The 14,273-nt window shown below is 72.4% G+C and carries 17 protein-coding genes; 5 read left to right on the plus strand and 12 right to left on the minus strand.

Going from position 1 to position 14,273, the window contains the following annotated elements:
* Positions 1-11: 11 nt before the first annotated feature.
* From D3P35_RS20700 to D3P35_RS20715, 4 genes are all read right to left on the minus strand, one after another.
* Positions 12-386 (minus strand): DoxX family protein, encoded by a 375-nt coding sequence (locus D3P35_RS20700; protein WP_232830585.1) that lies wholly within the window; start codon positions 384-386, stop codon positions 12-14.
* 77 nt (positions 387-463) lie between these two features.
* Entirely contained in the window at positions 464-985 is a 522-nt protein-coding gene (locus D3P35_RS20705) for a flavin reductase (protein ID WP_118137439.1), read from the minus strand.
* A complete protein-coding gene (fdxA, locus tag D3P35_RS20710) occupies positions 982-1,326 on the minus strand; it encodes a ferredoxin FdxA (protein WP_118137441.1) in 345 nt (114 codons plus the stop codon). The genes D3P35_RS20705 and fdxA overlap by 4 nt, the downstream gene beginning before the upstream one ends.
* 89 nt (positions 1,327-1,415) lie before the next feature.
* The gene (locus tag D3P35_RS20715; protein ID WP_118137443.1) at positions 1,416-2,018 is read right to left on the minus strand and encodes a superoxide dismutase; all 603 of its coding nucleotides are present in this window, start codon (positions 2,016-2,018) and stop codon (positions 1,416-1,418) included.
* Positions 2,019-2,121: 103 nt separating this feature from the next.
* Here D3P35_RS20715 and D3P35_RS20720 point away from each other — a divergent pair, with 103 nt between their 5' ends.
* Both D3P35_RS20720 and D3P35_RS20725 read left to right on the plus strand, forming a co-directional pair.
* Positions 2,122-2,790: a metalloregulator ArsR/SmtB family transcription factor gene (locus tag D3P35_RS20720; protein WP_232830586.1), complete on the plus strand. Its 669-nt coding sequence runs from the start codon at positions 2,122-2,124 to the stop codon at positions 2,788-2,790.
* Positions 2,787-3,248 carry a group III truncated hemoglobin gene (locus D3P35_RS20725; protein ID WP_118137447.1) on the plus strand — a complete coding sequence of 154 codons (462 nt, stop codon included), beginning with the start codon at positions 2,787-2,789 and terminating at the stop codon, positions 3,246-3,248. The genes D3P35_RS20720 and D3P35_RS20725 overlap by 4 nt, the downstream gene beginning before the upstream one ends.
* A gap of 413 nt (positions 3,249-3,661) precedes the next feature.
* Here the strand turns inward: D3P35_RS20725 and fmt are convergent, their stop codons facing one another.
* Genes fmt through def (D3P35_RS20740) form a run of 3 tightly spaced genes read right to left on the minus strand, consistent with a single transcriptional unit; the run spans position 3,662 to position 5,606 of the window.
* The gene (fmt, locus tag D3P35_RS20730) at positions 3,662-4,588 is read right to left on the minus strand and encodes a methionyl-tRNA formyltransferase (protein WP_118137449.1); all 927 of its coding nucleotides are present in this window, start codon (positions 4,586-4,588) and stop codon (positions 3,662-3,664) included.
* Complete coding sequence (gene def, locus D3P35_RS20735; RefSeq protein ID WP_118137451.1) at positions 4,588-5,097, minus strand: peptide deformylase; 510 nt, start codon at positions 5,095-5,097, stop codon at positions 4,588-4,590. Before def (D3P35_RS20735) ends, fmt begins: the two co-directional genes overlap by 1 nt.
* Complete coding sequence (def, locus tag D3P35_RS20740) at positions 5,094-5,606, minus strand: peptide deformylase (protein WP_118137453.1); 513 nt, start codon at positions 5,604-5,606, stop codon at positions 5,094-5,096. Before def (D3P35_RS20740) ends, def (D3P35_RS20735) begins: the two co-directional genes overlap by 4 nt.
* 236 nt (positions 5,607-5,842) lie before the next feature.
* Here def (D3P35_RS20740) and D3P35_RS20745 point away from each other — a divergent pair, with 236 nt between their 5' ends.
* Positions 5,843-7,018: a MalY/PatB family protein gene (locus tag D3P35_RS20745; RefSeq protein ID WP_118137455.1), complete on the plus strand. Its 1,176-nt coding sequence runs from the start codon at positions 5,843-5,845 to the stop codon at positions 7,016-7,018.
* A 709-nt stretch (positions 7,019-7,727) separates the two neighbouring features.
* Here D3P35_RS20745 and D3P35_RS20750 read toward each other — a convergent pair.
* Both D3P35_RS20750 and D3P35_RS20755 read right to left on the minus strand, forming a co-directional pair.
* On the minus strand, positions 7,728-8,198 hold the full coding sequence (locus tag D3P35_RS20750; protein WP_157982245.1) for a hypothetical protein: 471 nt from the start codon (positions 8,196-8,198) through the stop codon (positions 7,728-7,730).
* 330 nt (positions 8,199-8,528) lie between these two features.
* Positions 8,529-9,125, minus strand: coding sequence for a GNAT family N-acetyltransferase (locus D3P35_RS20755; RefSeq protein WP_198670722.1), 597 nt, complete (start codon positions 9,123-9,125; stop codon positions 8,529-8,531).
* Positions 9,126-9,409: 284 nt separating this feature from the next.
* Between D3P35_RS20755 and D3P35_RS20760 the strand changes: the two genes are divergently transcribed.
* The gene (locus D3P35_RS20760) at positions 9,410-10,378 is read left to right on the plus strand and encodes an L-malyl-CoA/beta-methylmalyl-CoA lyase (protein WP_118137461.1); all 969 of its coding nucleotides are present in this window, start codon (positions 9,410-9,412) and stop codon (positions 10,376-10,378) included.
* A gap of 84 nt (positions 10,379-10,462) precedes the next feature.
* Positions 10,463-11,422, plus strand: coding sequence for an acetyl-CoA carboxylase carboxyltransferase subunit alpha (locus D3P35_RS20765; RefSeq protein ID WP_118137463.1), 960 nt, complete (start codon positions 10,463-10,465; stop codon positions 11,420-11,422).
* A gap of 330 nt (positions 11,423-11,752) precedes the next feature.
* On the opposite strand, the gene D3P35_RS20770 is transcribed toward D3P35_RS20765, so the two are convergent.
* From D3P35_RS20770 to D3P35_RS20780, 3 genes are read right to left on the minus strand one after another with little or no spacing between them, the layout of a single operon-like run.
* On the minus strand, positions 11,753-12,475 hold the full coding sequence (locus D3P35_RS20770; RefSeq protein ID WP_118137465.1) for a 1-acyl-sn-glycerol-3-phosphate acyltransferase: 723 nt from the start codon (positions 12,473-12,475) through the stop codon (positions 11,753-11,755).
* A 22-nt stretch (positions 12,476-12,497) separates the two neighbouring features.
* Positions 12,498-13,397: an ABC transporter permease gene (locus D3P35_RS20775; RefSeq protein WP_118137467.1), complete on the minus strand. Its 900-nt coding sequence runs from the start codon at positions 13,395-13,397 to the stop codon at positions 12,498-12,500.
* The gene (locus D3P35_RS20780; RefSeq protein WP_118137469.1) at positions 13,394-14,071 is read right to left on the minus strand and encodes a cell division ATP-binding protein FtsE; all 678 of its coding nucleotides are present in this window, start codon (positions 14,069-14,071) and stop codon (positions 13,394-13,396) included. The genes D3P35_RS20775 and D3P35_RS20780 overlap by 4 nt, the downstream gene beginning before the upstream one ends.
* Positions 14,072-14,273: the final 202 nt, after the last annotated feature.

Raw genomic sequence — 14,273 nt, forward strand, 5'->3', positions numbered from 1 at the left:
CGGCGGCCGGCTCAGTCCCGCCCGGCGGCGCGCCCGCGCCAGGTCAGCCAGCCGTTGAGCATCAGCAGCGCCAGAACCACCAGCGGCGGCACCGCATGGGCATGTTCGCCATTCGCCACGACCGTCACGGCGGCGGCGATCATCACCCCCGCGCCGAGCAGGCTGCCCGCCAGCCGGCTGAACGGCACCACGAGCAGCGCCGCCGTGACCCATTCGAGAATGCCGGTGACGATGTGGAAGGAGGCCGGGTAGCCCCAGCGCACGTAGTCGGCGCGGATCTCCTCGGAGGGGAAGAGGTTCAGCGAGCCGCCGAGCACGAAGAAGGCGGCGAGCAGCCCGGCACAGAGATGGCGCCAGGGAAAGGTCTTCACGGATAGGGTTTTCACGGGCGATGCGTCCTGTACCGGGGCGCGCCGGCGGCGGTGCCGCCGGGCGCGAAGCCTTGATGTCTTGCGCAGCGGGCTCACAGCGGCCTCACACCGCAGAAACGGCGATCGTGCCAGACCAGCGGCGCGCGGGTCTTGTCGAAATCGATGCGCCTGGGCACGGCGGCGAACAGCCGGTGCCCGGCCATCACCGCCTCGTCGCTCACCGTGCAATCCATGCAGGCCACCGCGCCCAGCAGCCGCGGGTGGCCCGAGGGCCAGGCCCGCCAGTCGCCGTGGCGGAAGCGCTGCTCTGCCGGCGTGCCGCCGGCGAAGGCCTCTGCCACCGGGCGCTGCACCTCGCCCAGCATGGCGAAGGACAGCCCGCCGGTGCGGCCGATCACCGCCGCGAGCTCGGAATCGGCCCGGATCGAGACCAGCACGCTCGGCGGCTCCACCGCCAGCGAGAAGGCCGCGGTCACGATGCGCCCGGTCCGCCGCCCGTCCCCGGCGGCGGACACGAGGCAGGTGGTGGCCGCCAGCGCCGCCATCGCGTCGCGAAAGCGCTGCGGGTCCGGCGGGCCCGCGGCTGCGGCCGGCGTGTCTGGAGAAGGGGTCATGATCGGTCTCCGCGCCCCGGTTCGGGCGAAAAATGGCTCTGCAGCTTGCCCGGCACCCCGTCCATGGCCTCGGCGTCCGGCGGCGGGGTGCCGGGGGTGTCGATCACCGGCCAGAGGGCCGCGTAGCGGCGGTTGAACGCCACCCAGCGCTCCATGTCCGGCGCGGTGTCCGGACGGATGGCATCCGCCGGGCACTCGGGTTCGCAGACCCCGCAGTCGATGCATTCCCCGGGGTCGATCACCAGGGCGTTCTCGCCCTCGTGGAAGCAGTCGACGGGGCACACCTGCACGCAGTCCATGTACTTGCAGGCGATGCAGTTCTCGGTGACGACGTAGGTCATGGCGCCTCGGAGGGTCGGTGTCGGGCGCCCGTCCCGCGCCCGCCGCGCGGGACGGGCTCGGGACGGGCTCGGGACGGGCTCGGGGCCGCTCAGCCGAGGTTGGCCTCGGCGAACTCGTAGTTCGCCAGGTTGTCGAGGAAATTGGCCACGTAGTCCGGCCGCCGGTTGCGGAAATCCACGTAGTAGCTGTGCTCCCACACGTCGAGGCCCAGCAGCGCCGTGCCCTCCCCGGTGGCCAGCGGGTTCACGCCATTGGGGGTCTTCGTGACACCGAGGCGCCCGTCGGGCTTGCGGATCAGCCAGGCCCAGCCAGAGCCGAACTGCCCCACCGCCGCGGCCTTGAACGCCGCCTTGAACGCGTCGACCGAGCCGAAATCCTCCACCAGCCGGGTCTGCAGCCGCGCGGGCATGCGGCCGCCCTCCGGCGAGAGCGCGTTCCAGAAATGGATGTGGTTCCAGTGCTGGCCGGCCTGGTTGAACACCCCGGCGCGCGCCGTGTCGCCATAGGTGAGGGTGACGATCTCCTCGAGCGTCTTGCCCTGCAGGTCGGGCTGGGCCTCCACGAAGCCGTTGAGCGCGGTCACGTAGGCCTGGTGGTGCTTGTCGTGGTGCAGCTCCAGCGTCTCCTGGCTCATGCCCCGCCCTTCCAGGGCGGAGGCGGAATAGTTCAGTGCGGGCAGGTCGAAGGCCATCTCGGTTCTCCTCTCGCGCCGGGCTTGCGCCGGGCCGCGCGCTTCGATATTAAAACAAGCAACATCTTTGAAAAAGATCGGAGCCATTATGTCAAGACATGACTTGGATAATTCCGCATGGTCGCCGCGGGCCCCTTCCGAGCGCATCCTGATGGCGCTGAAGATGCAGGGCGCCCTCACCTCCGCGCAGCTCGGGCACCGGCTGGAGACCACGGGCGAGGCGGCGCGACAGCAGCTCCAGAAGCTGGCGGAGGACGGGCTGGTGGCCGAGGAGCGCCGTGCCTCCGGGCGGGGGCGGCCGGCGGTGTGGTGGCACCTCACCGACAAGGGTCACGCCCGCTTTCCCGACAGCCACGCCGCGCTCACTGTCGACATCCTGCGCAGCATCTCCGAGGTGCTGGGCGACGCGGCGCGCGACAAGGTGATCGCCGCGCGCGAAGCCACGACCCGCAGGCTCTACGAGGCCGAGATGACCGGCTGCGCCAGCCTGGCCGCCCGGGTGGCGAAGCTGGCCGAGCTGCGCAGCGCCGAGGGCTACATGGCCCATGCCGAGGCCTGCGAGGACGGCAGCCTGCTGCTGATCGAGAACCACTGCCCGATCTGCGCCGCCGCCAGCCATTGCCAGGGTTTCTGCCGGGCCGAGCAGGCGGTGTTCGAGGCGGTGCTGGGCGAGGAGGCGGCGGTGAAGCGGGTGGAGCATATCGTGAGCGGCGGCCGGCGCTGCACCTACGTCATCAGCCCGGCGGGCGCGCCCGGCGAGGCGGGTCGATGAGCCGGCCCGCGCGCCCGCCCGTGCCGCCGGTGGCAGAGGCGCTGGCCGAGGGGCTCGACGAGGCGATGATCGGCCGGGTGGTGGCGCGATTCTACGACCTCGCCCGCGCCGACCCGGTGATCGGCCCGCTGTTCCGCGCCCATGTGCCGGATGCGAAATGGGCCACGCATGTGGCGCGGGTGGAGGATTTCTGGTGCTCCGCCCTGCTGGGCACGCGCGCCTACGACGGCAGGCCCATGCAGCGCCATCTCGGCATCGCCGGGCTGGAAGACGCGCAGTTCCGCCGCTGGCTGGCGCTGTTCCGCCACACGGCCACCACGCTCTGCCCGCCGAAGACCGCCGAGCTGCTCATCGGCCGCTCCGAGCGCATCGCCGAGGCCTTCCGGGTGAACATCGCCATGCACAGCCGCGACGGCATCACCTTCCCCAGGCCGCTGACCCGCGAACCCTGGCCCTGAGCCGCCGCGGCCGCACCCCCGGCCTGCGGGGGGGCTCGGCGGCCCTCTCGGGGCAGAAGAAACCGCAGCCGGCCCCGCCACCGCGGGCGCGCTTTGCCGGCGCCGGGGCGAAGACGTCCACACAGGGCCTGATCCGGCAGGCAGCAGGCAGCAGGCAGCAGGCAGCAGGCAGCAGGCAGCAGGCAGCAGGCAGCAGGCAGCAGGCAGCAGGCAGCAGGCAGCAGGCAGCAGGCAGCAGGCAGCGAGGATGGCTCAGGCAGGGCGGGCGATGGCAAGTCCGCCGGCGGAGCGGCCTGTCCCGGCGCTGCGGTTTGCGCGGGGCGGCGCCGGGAGCGCGGGCACGTCAGGCACCGGCGGCACGGGGCGCCGCGGCCGCAACGGGAGACGTGAGTGCCGGCGAGCGACGTCCCGGCTCAGTCGAACCGGGAGCCCGCCGCCAGCGGGAAGCCGCGCAGGAAGTCCTCTGCCTGCATGGCGCCCTTGCCCGAGCGCTGCAGCCGGGTGAGGCACACGGCGCCCTCGCCGCAGGCCACGGTCACCCCCTCGGGCCCGGTGGCCAGCACCTCGCCGGGCTCGCCCGCGCCGGGCACGACGCGGCTCGCGAGGAATTTCACCCGCTCGGGCGCAGGCCCGGGGCCCGTCTCCGCCCAGGCGCCGGGGAAGGGCGAGAGGCCGCGCACCAGCCGGTCGACCTCCGCCGCGGGGCGCGTCCAGTCCACCTTTGCCTCGGCCTTGTCGATCTTGGCGGCGTAGAGCACGCCTTCCTCCGGCTGCGGCTCGGGGGTGAGGCCGGGCTGCGCCAGCGCCTCCACGATCAGCCGCGCGCCGAGGGCGGAGAGCCGGTCGTGCAGGGCGCCGGTGGTCTCCTCCGGCCCGATGGCCAGGGCCTCGCGCAAGAGCACCGGGCCGGTGTCGAGCCCGGCTTCCATCTGCATGATGCACACGCCGGTCTCGGCATCGCCCGCCATCACCGCGCGGTGGATGGGGGCGGCGCCGCGCCAGCGCGGCAGCAGGCTCGCGTGGATGTTGAGACAGCCGCGCGCCGGCGCGTCGAGCACCGCCTGCGGCAGGATGAGCCCGTAGGCCACCACCACGGCGATCTCGGCGCCGAGCGCGGCGAAGGCCTCGCGCTCGGCCGGGTCGCGGAAGTTGAGCGGGGTGCGCACGGGCAGGCCCAGCGCCTCGGCCCGCGCCTGCACCGGCGAGGGGCGCGGCTTCTTGCCCCGGCCCGCCGGGCGCGGCGGCTGGGAATAGACGGCGGCCAGCTCGTGGCCCGCCGCCACCAGCGCCTCGAGCACCGGCACCGAGAACTCGGGCGTGCCCATGAACACGAGCCGCATCAGCGCCTCCCGGCCCGGGCCCGGGCCTTCATGTATTTCGCGAGCAGCATCTGCCGTCGCGCGGGCTTGAGCCGGTCGAGGTAGACGAGCCCGTTCAGGTGGTCGATCTGGTGCTGCACCGAGGTTGCCTCGAGGTGCACGAAATCGCGCTCCACCCAGGCCCCGCTCTCGTCCATGTAGCGCACGGTGACGGCGCGCGGGCGCTCCACCTCGGCATGGAGGCCGGGCAGGTTCGGGCTCGCCTCGGTGTGGGTGCGCGGCTTCACCGAGGCGTGCAGCACCTCGGGGTTCGCCATGCGGATGGGAGAATTCTGCGCCTCGGAGCAATCGACCACCGCAAGGCGGCGCATCACGCCGATCTGGCAGGCGGCGAGGCCCACGCCGGGCATCGCGTACATGCTCTCGAGCATGTCCTGCCAGGTGGCGCGCACGTCGTCATCCACGGCCTCCACCGGCTCGCAGGGCGTGCGCAGCCGCTTGTCGGGCCACTGGAGGAACGGGCGGATCACGCGCGCTGCCGCTTCAGCTTCTTCATCTTCGAGGTGATCATCGAGCGCTTCAGCGCGCTGAGATAATCGATGAACAGCCGGCCGTTGAGATGGTCGAGCTCGTGCTGGGCGCAGGTGGCCCAGAGCCCGTCGAACTCGCGCTCCTGCGGCTTGCCGTCCATGTCGAGGAAGGCCATGCGCACGCTCGCGGGGCGGGTGACGTTCTCGTAGATCTCGGGGATGGAGAGGCAGCCCTCCTCGTGGGTGTTCACCTCCTCCGAAGCCCAGGTGATCTCGGGGTTGAACAGCACCATCGGCTCCTCGCCCTCGTCCTTGCCCGAGCAGTCCATCACGAAGACGCGCGAGAGCACCCCCACCTGCGGTGCGGCGAGCCCGACGCCGGGGGCGTCGTACATGGTCTCCAGCATGTCCTCGGCGAGGCTGCGCATCTCCGGGGTGACCTCGGAGACGGGATCGCAGACCTTCTTCAGGCGGGCATCCGGATGGATGAGGATGTTGCGCGTGCTCATGCTCGCGATTTAGGCGATGCCGCGCGCGGGCGCAAGCACAGGCACCCCGGCGTTGCATCGGGTGCAACGGTGGCCGCCCTCCGGCCTTGGATTCGGCGGTAGCCGCCCTCCGGCTTTGGATTCGGCGGTAGCCACCCTCCGGGTGGACGCAGCTTCCTCCCCCGCGCCGCGCCGCAGACATCTTGCGCCCGGCGCTGCATCCGATAGCGTGGCGGCCGGAGAAGGAGTACCCCCTGATGAGTTTTGATTTCGACACGGTCGTCGACCGTCGCAACACGCATTCCGCCAAGTGGGACAATCTCGAACAGATCTACGGCGTCTCGCCCGACGAAGGGCTCGCCATGTGGGTGGCGGACATGGAGTTCCGCGCCCCCGACTGCGTGAACGAGGTGCTGGCCGAGGCCGTGCGCCACGGGGTGCACGGCTATTACGGCGCCGATGCCTCCTACCGTGCGGCGATCATCGGCTGGATGAAGCGCCGGCACGGCTGGGACGTCGAGAAGGAGTGGATCCACACCGCGCACGGGCTGGTGAGCGGGCTGGCGCTGTGCCTGCAGGCCTATACCGAGCCGGGCGACGGGGTGATCCTGTTCACCCCGGTCTACCACGCCTTCCACCGCATCATCCGCGCCAATGACCGGGAGGTGGTGCAATCCCCCCTCGTGCAGCGCGACGGGGTGTTCCACATGGACCTCGAGGCGCTGGCGGCGGAGCTCAACGGCCGCGAGCGCATGGTGGTGCTGTGCTCGCCGCACAATCCCGGCGGGCGGATCTGGACCCCGGAGGAGCTGCGCGCCCTCGCCGCGTTCTGCGCCGAGCATGACCTGATCCTGGTGGCCGACGAGGTGCACCACGACCTCGTGCTGCCGGGCAACACCCACACGGTGACGGCGCTGGCCGCCCCCGAACACCTCGACCGCATGGTGCTGATGACCGCGGCATCGAAGACCTTCAACCTCGCCGGCGGCATGACCGGCAACGTGATCATCCCCGACCCCGATCTGCGCCGGGCCTTCGCGGCGCGGCTCGCGGCCTCGGGCGGCTCGCCCAACCGCTTCGGCATGCTGATGGCCGAGGCGGCCTACACCGGCGGCGACGCATGGCTCGACGCGCTGGTGGCCTATATCGCCGGCAACGTCGCCCTGTTCGACGCGGCGATGAACGCGCTGCCCGGGGTGCGCTCGATGCCCATGCAGGCCACCTACCTCTCCTGGGTCGATTTCGCCGGCACCGGGATGAGCCCGGAGGAGTTCACCCGCCGGGTGGAGAAGGAGGCGAAGGTGCTGCCCAACCACGGCACCCCCTTCGGCGAGGGCGGCGCCACCTGCCTGCGCTTCAATCTCGCGATGCCGCGGGTGCAGGTGGAGGACGCGATCTCGCGCATCTCCGCGGCCTTCTCCGACCTGCAGTGACGGCAAGCGCGCACCGATCCGGGCGGGGGAACGCCTGCCTCGCCGAGGGCGCCTGCGGCGCCCGCAGCTCGGCAGGCGTGGCGAAGGGCCTCCCGGCCCTCCGCCCCGGGCGGCGGTGTCCGTCCCGGCAACCTTGCCGGACCGATGGCGCAGGACGGGCAGGCCGGTGCCCCGCGCACCGGCCCGCAGCGCGGGCCGGCACGGCCCAACGCGGAGGCGGCTTCCGCGCGCAGCGCGGCTGACCGCCGGAGGGGCGGGAGGCCCCCTGCCCCGACCCGTCTGCCTGGCCCTCCGGTGCCCGGATCTGACCTGCCCCATGCGGACCTGATGTAGCGAGCAGCCCCGCCGGAAGCTGAGGGCTGAGGGCTGAGGGCTGAGGGCTGAGGGCTGAGGGCTGAGGGCTGAGGGCTGAGGGCTGAGGGCTGAGGGCTGAGGGCTGAGGGCTGAGGGCTGAGGGCCTGCATGCCCCCGCCCGGCCTGCAACCGCCACGTCCGCCCTCTCCAACCCGCGTGTCCGGGGATCTCCGCCGGGCACGGAGGGTCGCGCCCGACCCCGGATGGGCGCAACACCACTCGTGATCGGCGGTTTACCCCGAAACTCCCGGACGAAAGGTGAGCGGCACAGCGAGATCGCCATCGCGCCTTGCCGGCGGGGTCGGGCGCGGCCGGGGCCGGTCGCCCGGGCGGTCGGGGGGAGCGGCGGCGGGAGTCAGTAGATCGTCACCGCCACGGGGATGCGCCGCGGCACGCCCTGGCCGCTGCGCTCGAGCAGCACGAAACGGTCCTCCCCGGTCGCGTCGCCCGCCGTGTAGGTAAGGCGCACGCCGGGGACCGGGCGTCCGGGACAGCCCGGGGGAGCGCCGGCGCCCGCGGCGACGGTGCCGCGCTCCTCGCGCACCAGGCCGAGGCGCGGGCCGGCACTTTCCGGCGCATACTCGGCATGGCCGGTCACCGAACAGCCGGGCCCGACCAGCGCCTGGATGCCAAGGCTGAGCCGTTCACCGGGCCGCAGGGAAAGGCGGGCGGAACCGGGGCTGCCCTCCGGCCCGGGCCCGTCCGAGGCGGGCGCGGAGACAGCCGCGAGCGGCGAGGCCGCACGTTCGGCACCGGTCTCGGCCGCGCAGGCCGAGAGCATGGCGACGGCGAGCGGAGCGAGGGGGCGAAGGGCACGGGCTGACACGGGCGGGAACCTCTCGGGTGCGCGGGAACATGCGAGAGGCTAGAGACCCCGACACCCGGCTGGCAAGCCACCGGCGCGCGCAGGCCGCACTGTCGTGCCCGCCGTGGCCGGGGTGCCGCACCGGTCGCGACAGCCGACGGCCCGGGTCGGCCGGGAGGATCGGGGCGCATCGCGGCGCAAGCCGCCGGGCGGCGGCTCAGGCACCACCGGGCGCAGGGTGAGCCGTCGGAACGGCCGCCCGGTCACGCCCCGGCCGGCAGGACGCGCCCGAGAGAAGGGCCCGGCGGTTCGAAGCGGCCGGCAGGCCGCCCCGTGGGCCAGGCAGGAGGTTCAGGCGGCGGCGTCCGGGCGCTGCGGCTTCGTCCGGCGCCCGGCCTCGGCCCGGGCGAAGGCCGCCGGCCAGTAGAGGATGGAGGCGATCTGCCCGGCCTCCTCGCCCAGCAGGTCGGCCCAGAAGGCCGCCGGCGCCGGGGCGAGGGCCAGCGCGCCCTCGGCGTCGCCATCCTCGAAGGACATGTTCAGCCCGGCCTTGCGCGCCACCGCGATCATCGGCCGGTTGTTCTGACTGGTGAAGATGCGGATCGCCTTCGCGCCCAGGGCCTGGGCGCGGCGGCGGGCGCGCTCAAGCAGCATCAGCCCGATGCCGCGGCAGCGGAACTCCGGCTCCACCGTGAGGGCGGCCTCCACGTCGTCCGCGCCGAAGCGCAGCTCGGCGGTGCCGCGCAGCACGCCGTCGCGGAACCAGCCGATCACCTGGCGGTCGCGGCGCAGCGGCTCGGCGGAATACTCCTCGAGGATGTCATGTGCGGGCAGGTTGCAGAAGCGGCGGCGCAGGTCGTCGGCGGGCAGGCGTTCGAGATGCGCGAGCAGGACCGGCCCCTCCCAGGGCATGAGCGAGCGGAAGCTGCCCGAAACCGAAGTGTTCATGTCGATCGTCTCCTGCACGTGTCGCATCTGCCGCCCCTCCACGCGGCCGTGTTCCCCGGGGCTGCCCCCGGTGGCGTTGCCGCCTATGTAGAGCCGCGCCCCCTTCCCCGCACCCCATATTCGCGCAATGCTGCTATGCCGCGCCAAGCCGCCGCAGGGGGCTGGCCACGGCCCGGAACCGACAGCTGGCCCCGCCCCGCGGCCGCGAAAGTTGACAGCTGTCAACGCAATATTCTAACCGTGATGTTAACAAATCCGGAATTTCCTTCCCCAGAGAGGTCACGATGAGCTTCAAGGTCCAGCCCGCTCCGCCGGCGCGTCCGAACCGCTGCCAACTCTTCGGCCCCGGCTCGCGCCCGGCGATCTTCGAGAAGATGGCCGCCTCGGCCGCGGACGTGATCAACCTCGACCTGGAGGACAGCGTCTCGCCGGCCGACAAGCCGGAGGCGCGCGCCAACGTGATCGCGGCGATCAACGACATCGACTGGGGCACGAAGACCCTCTCGGTGCGCATCAACGGGCTCGACACGCCGTTCTGGTATCGCGACGTGGTGGAGGTGCTGGAGCAGGCGGGGGAGCGGATCGACCTCATCATGATCCCCAAGGTCGGCTGCGCGGGGGATATCTACGCGGTGGACGCGCTCGTTTCGGCCATCGAGGCGGCGAAGGGCCGGGCAAAGCGCATCGGCTTCGAGGTGATCATCGAGACCGCCGCGGGCCTCGCCCATGTCGAGGAGATCGCCGCGGCGAGCCCGCGCATGCAGGCGATGAGCCTCGGGGCGGCGGATTACGCGGCGTCCATGGGCATGCAGACCACCGGCATCGGCGGCACCCAGGCGGGCTATTACATGCTGGCCGACGGGCCGGGCGAGCGCGCGGTCTCCCAGCCCGATCCGTGGCATTACCCCACCGTGGCGATCGTGGCCGCCTGCCGCACCCACGGGCTGCTGCCGGTGGACGGGCCTTTCGGCGATTTCTCCGACGATGCCGGCTTCACCGCGCAGGCCCGGCGCTCGGCCACGCTGGGCATGGTGGGGAAATGGGCGATCCACCCCAAGCAGGTGGCGCTGGCCAACGAGGTGTTCACCCCCTCCGAGGCCCAGGTGAGCGAGGCGCGCGAGATCCTCGCCGCCATGGCCGAGGCCGAGAAGGCCGGCCAGGGCGCCGCGGTCTACAAGGGCCGGCTGGTCGATCTCGCCTCCATCCGCCAGGCGCAGGTGATCGTGCGGCAGTCGGAGATGATCGGCGGCTGAGGGGCGCTGCGGCCCGCGCGTGTTGCAATCCGGCACCCGTTCAACATATATCGCGGCTGAGCGATGCGAACGGGTGCCCCAGTGATGCAGAACTATCTCGATTTCGAAAAAGGCCTCGCGGAGATCGAGGGCAAGGCGGAAGAACTCCGCGCCCTCTCCCGCAAGAACCCGGATGCGCCGGTGGAGAAGGAAGCCGCGGCGCTGGACCAGAAGGCCCATGACCTGCTGCGCGACCTCTACGCGAATCTCGACGCCTGGCGGAAGTGCCAGGTGGCCCGGCACCCGGACCGCCCCCACACCGCCGACTACATCCGCGCCCTGTTCACCGAGTACATGCCGCTGGCCGGCGACCGCAACTTCGCCGAGGACCGCGCGGTGCTCGGCGGGCTCGCCCGGTTCGACGACCGCCCGGTGGTGGTGATCGGCCACGAGAAGGGCAACGACACCCGCTCGCGCATAGAGCACAATTTCGGCATGGCCCGGCCCGAGGGCTACCGCAAGGCGGTGCGCCTGATGGACCTCGCCGACCGCTTCCGCCTGCCGGTGATCTCGCTGATCGACACCACCGGCGCCTACCCCGGCAAGGGTGCGGAGGAGCGCGGCCAGTCCGAAGCCATCGCCCGGTCCACCGAGAAGTGCCTCGCCATCGGCGTGCCCTTCGTGTCGGTGGTGATCGGCGAGGGCGGCTCGGGCGGCGCGGTGGCCTTCGCCACCGCCGACCGGCTCGCGATGCTCGAGCACTCGGTCTACTCGGTGATCTCGCCGGAGGGCTGCGCCTCGATCCTGTGGAAGAACGCGGAGAAGATGAAGGAGGCCGCGGCCGCCCTGCGTCTCACCGCGCAGGACCTGCTGAAGCTCGGCGTGATCGACCGCGTGATCCCCGAGCCGGTGGGCGGCGCCCAGCGCCACCCCGACGAGACGATCTCCCGCGTGCGCGAGGCCATCGCCTCCATGCTGGCCGAGCTCTCGGGCATGGCGCCCGAGGCGCTGCGCAGCGCCCGGCGGCGCAAGTTTCTCGACATGGGGTCGAAGTCGCTCGTCTGAGCGGCTCTCCCCCGGAGCACCGAGCGCGCCCGCCCCTCCCGGCGGGCGTTTTCGTCTGCGCCCTGCGCCGGCGGCGCCGCCTGCGCCTTGCCGGCTGCCGCCGGGCACGGAGGGCCGCGCCCGACCCTGGGTGGGCGCACCCACGCCTGTGGTCAGCGGTTTATCGTGAAAGCCCCGGACGAAGGCTGTGCGGCGACCGACATCGCCATCGCGCCCTCCCGGGGGGAGGGTCGGGCGCGGCCCGGGCTGGGCGCCCGGGCGGAAGGGGTAAGCGGGGAGTTCCTGAAGCATCCGCCCCCGGACGCGGGGGAGCGGGCGCGACGGTCTGGCTCAGTCCTGCGGGCGGAAGCCGGCCTCGGCCTCGAGCGCCTGGCTTGCCTCCTCGATCTCCACTGTCACGCGCTTCATGAAATCGCCGATGGGAAGGCCCTGCGGGACCGTCGGGAGAAACTCGATCACCGCGGTGCCGGGCCGGCGCCAGAGGCTGTTGCGGCCCCAGAACACGCCGGCGTTGGTGGCCATCGGCGTGCAGTCGAGCGCCATGCGCTGGTAGAGCACCCCGGCGCCGATCTTGTAGGGCGCGGTGACACCCGGCGCCACGCGAGTGCCCTGCGGGTAGATCACCACCTGGCCGGGGTCGTCGGCGGTGCCGGTCACGTCCTGCACCATCTGGCGCATGGCCGCCCCCTTGCGGTTGCGCTGCACCGGGGCACAGCCGATGCGCATCGCGTACCAGCCCAGCACCGGCGCCCATTTCAGCTCGGCCTTCATCACGAATTTCGGCCGCTCGAGGCAGTTCACCAGCATCAGGATGTCGAGGAAGCTCTGGTGCTTGGCCACCACCAGCGCCTCGCCCGAAGGCGGCGTGCCGCGCACCTCGGTGCGCAGGCCGCAGATCACCCGCAGCAGCCAGAGCGCGATGCGGGTGTAGCGCTTCACCGCCCAGTAGGCGCCATCGCGCGAGGCCAGCGCCAGCGGCGCGCAGAGGATGCCCATCACGGCCATCAGCCCGTAGAAGCAGGCGTCGAACAGGAAGGAGCGCAGCAGGATCATCGGGTCTCCCGGGGCGGCGGCGTCACAGCACCTGGCGCAGCGCGTAGCGCGTTGCCCAGCGCGTGGACCAGAAGGCGGCGAAAGCGGCGGTGAAGGGCACGAGCGGCATCATCAGCCAGCCCCAGCCGGTGGGCGTGAGCCCGGTGATGAAGGCGTCCTCGCGCCCCGCCCCGGGCAGGGCGAAGAGCACGATCAGCGCCAGCACGGTGCCGGCCAGCCCGCCGGCCAGCGCCCGCAGCGTGAAGCGGCGCACGAAGGCGCGCATGATGAAGGCATCCCCCGCCCCGATCAGCCGCAGGGTGAGGATGACCGACTGGTTCGCCGCCAGCGACGAGCGCGCCGCCAGCATCACCATCACCGCCATCAGCAGCACCACCAGCGTCACCGCCACCACGGCGAGCATCTGCATGCCGCCCGCGGCGCGCAGCAGCGGCCGTCGCCAGCGGGAATGGTCGTCGTAGATCGCGCCGGGCACCTCGCCGGCGAGGCGCTGGCGCAGGCTGTCGCGGTCCGGGCCGGCGGCGCTCTCGATCACCTCGATGAGCCGCGGCACCGGCAGGGCGTCGAAGGGGATGCCCTCGCCCAGCCAGGGGGTGAGCAGCGCGCGCTGCTCGCCTTCGGTGAGGGCCCGGGCCGAGACGATGCCGGGCGTCGCCTCCAGCAGCTCCAGCGCCGCACTCACCCGGGCGTCGAGCTCGGCCGAGGGGCCGGAGATGCGCACCGTAGCGGCATGGGCGAACTCGGTGGACCAGCGGTCGGCCAACCGCGCCGCGGCGAGGCCGAGGCAGATGGCCGCCACGGCGAGAAACGCCATCGCGGCCGAGGAGAAGCCGACCATGAGCGCGCTGAAGCCGGTGGCCGGCACCACGCCGTCGGCCTCCCGGTCGCCGGTCACGAGGCGGGTGATCTCGGCCCGGGTCACAGTGCTGCCCCGGCGGTGAGGATGCGCCCGCGCGAGATGCGCAGCACCCGCGCCTCCACCTGGCTCTTGGCGGCGCGGATCAGGTTGAGGTCATGGGTGGCGACGAGGATGGTCTTGCCCAGCCGGTTGAGCTCGATGAGCAGGCGCAGGATGCGCTGGCCCATCTCCCAGTCGAGGTTGCCGGTGGGCTCGTCGGCGAGCACGAGATCGGGCGAGCCGATCACGGCGCGGGCCAGGGCGGCGCGCTGGCGCTCGCCCCCCGAGAGCTCGGGCGGCAGCGCCTCGCCGCGCTCCTCCAGCCCCACCCAGGAGAGCAGGTCGGCGAGATCGTCGACATAGCTCTCCTCCGGGCGGCCGAGCACGCGCAGCGGCAGGCCCACGTTCTCCACCAGCGTGAGATGGTCGAGGAACTGGCAGTCCTGGTGGACGATGCCGATGCGCCGCCGGGCGCGGGTGATGCCCTCGCGGTCGAGTTCCTCGACCGGGGCGCCGAAGGCCAGCATCCGCCCTTCCGAGGGCCGCAGCGCGAGGTAGCACAGCTTGAGGAAGGTGGTCTTGCCCGAGCCCGAGGGCCCGGTGAGGAAGTGGAACGAGCCGGGCGCCAGCGACAGGTCGATCCCCTCGAGGATCGGCCCGATGCCATAGCTGAACCCGGCCTTCTGAAAGCTGATCACCGCGAACCTGTCCCCGCATGGTAAAGCGCGCCTCCGGCGCCGGGCGGACAATCGCAGAGCTTCGGGCCAATCTCAACCACCCGCAAGCCCCCGCGGCTGCGGCGCGAAGGCCCGGAGTCCGCTTGGCATGCGGGGGCGCACCGTCTATCTCTGGGGGCCGAGCACCGGCGCGCCGCCCGCGGCGCCCCCAGCGGCCAGAGGA

The organism is Oceanicella sp. SM1341, assembly GCF_003448965.1.
In the GTDB taxonomy this organism is placed as follows: domain Bacteria; phylum Pseudomonadota; class Alphaproteobacteria; order Rhodobacterales; family Rhodobacteraceae; genus Paroceanicella.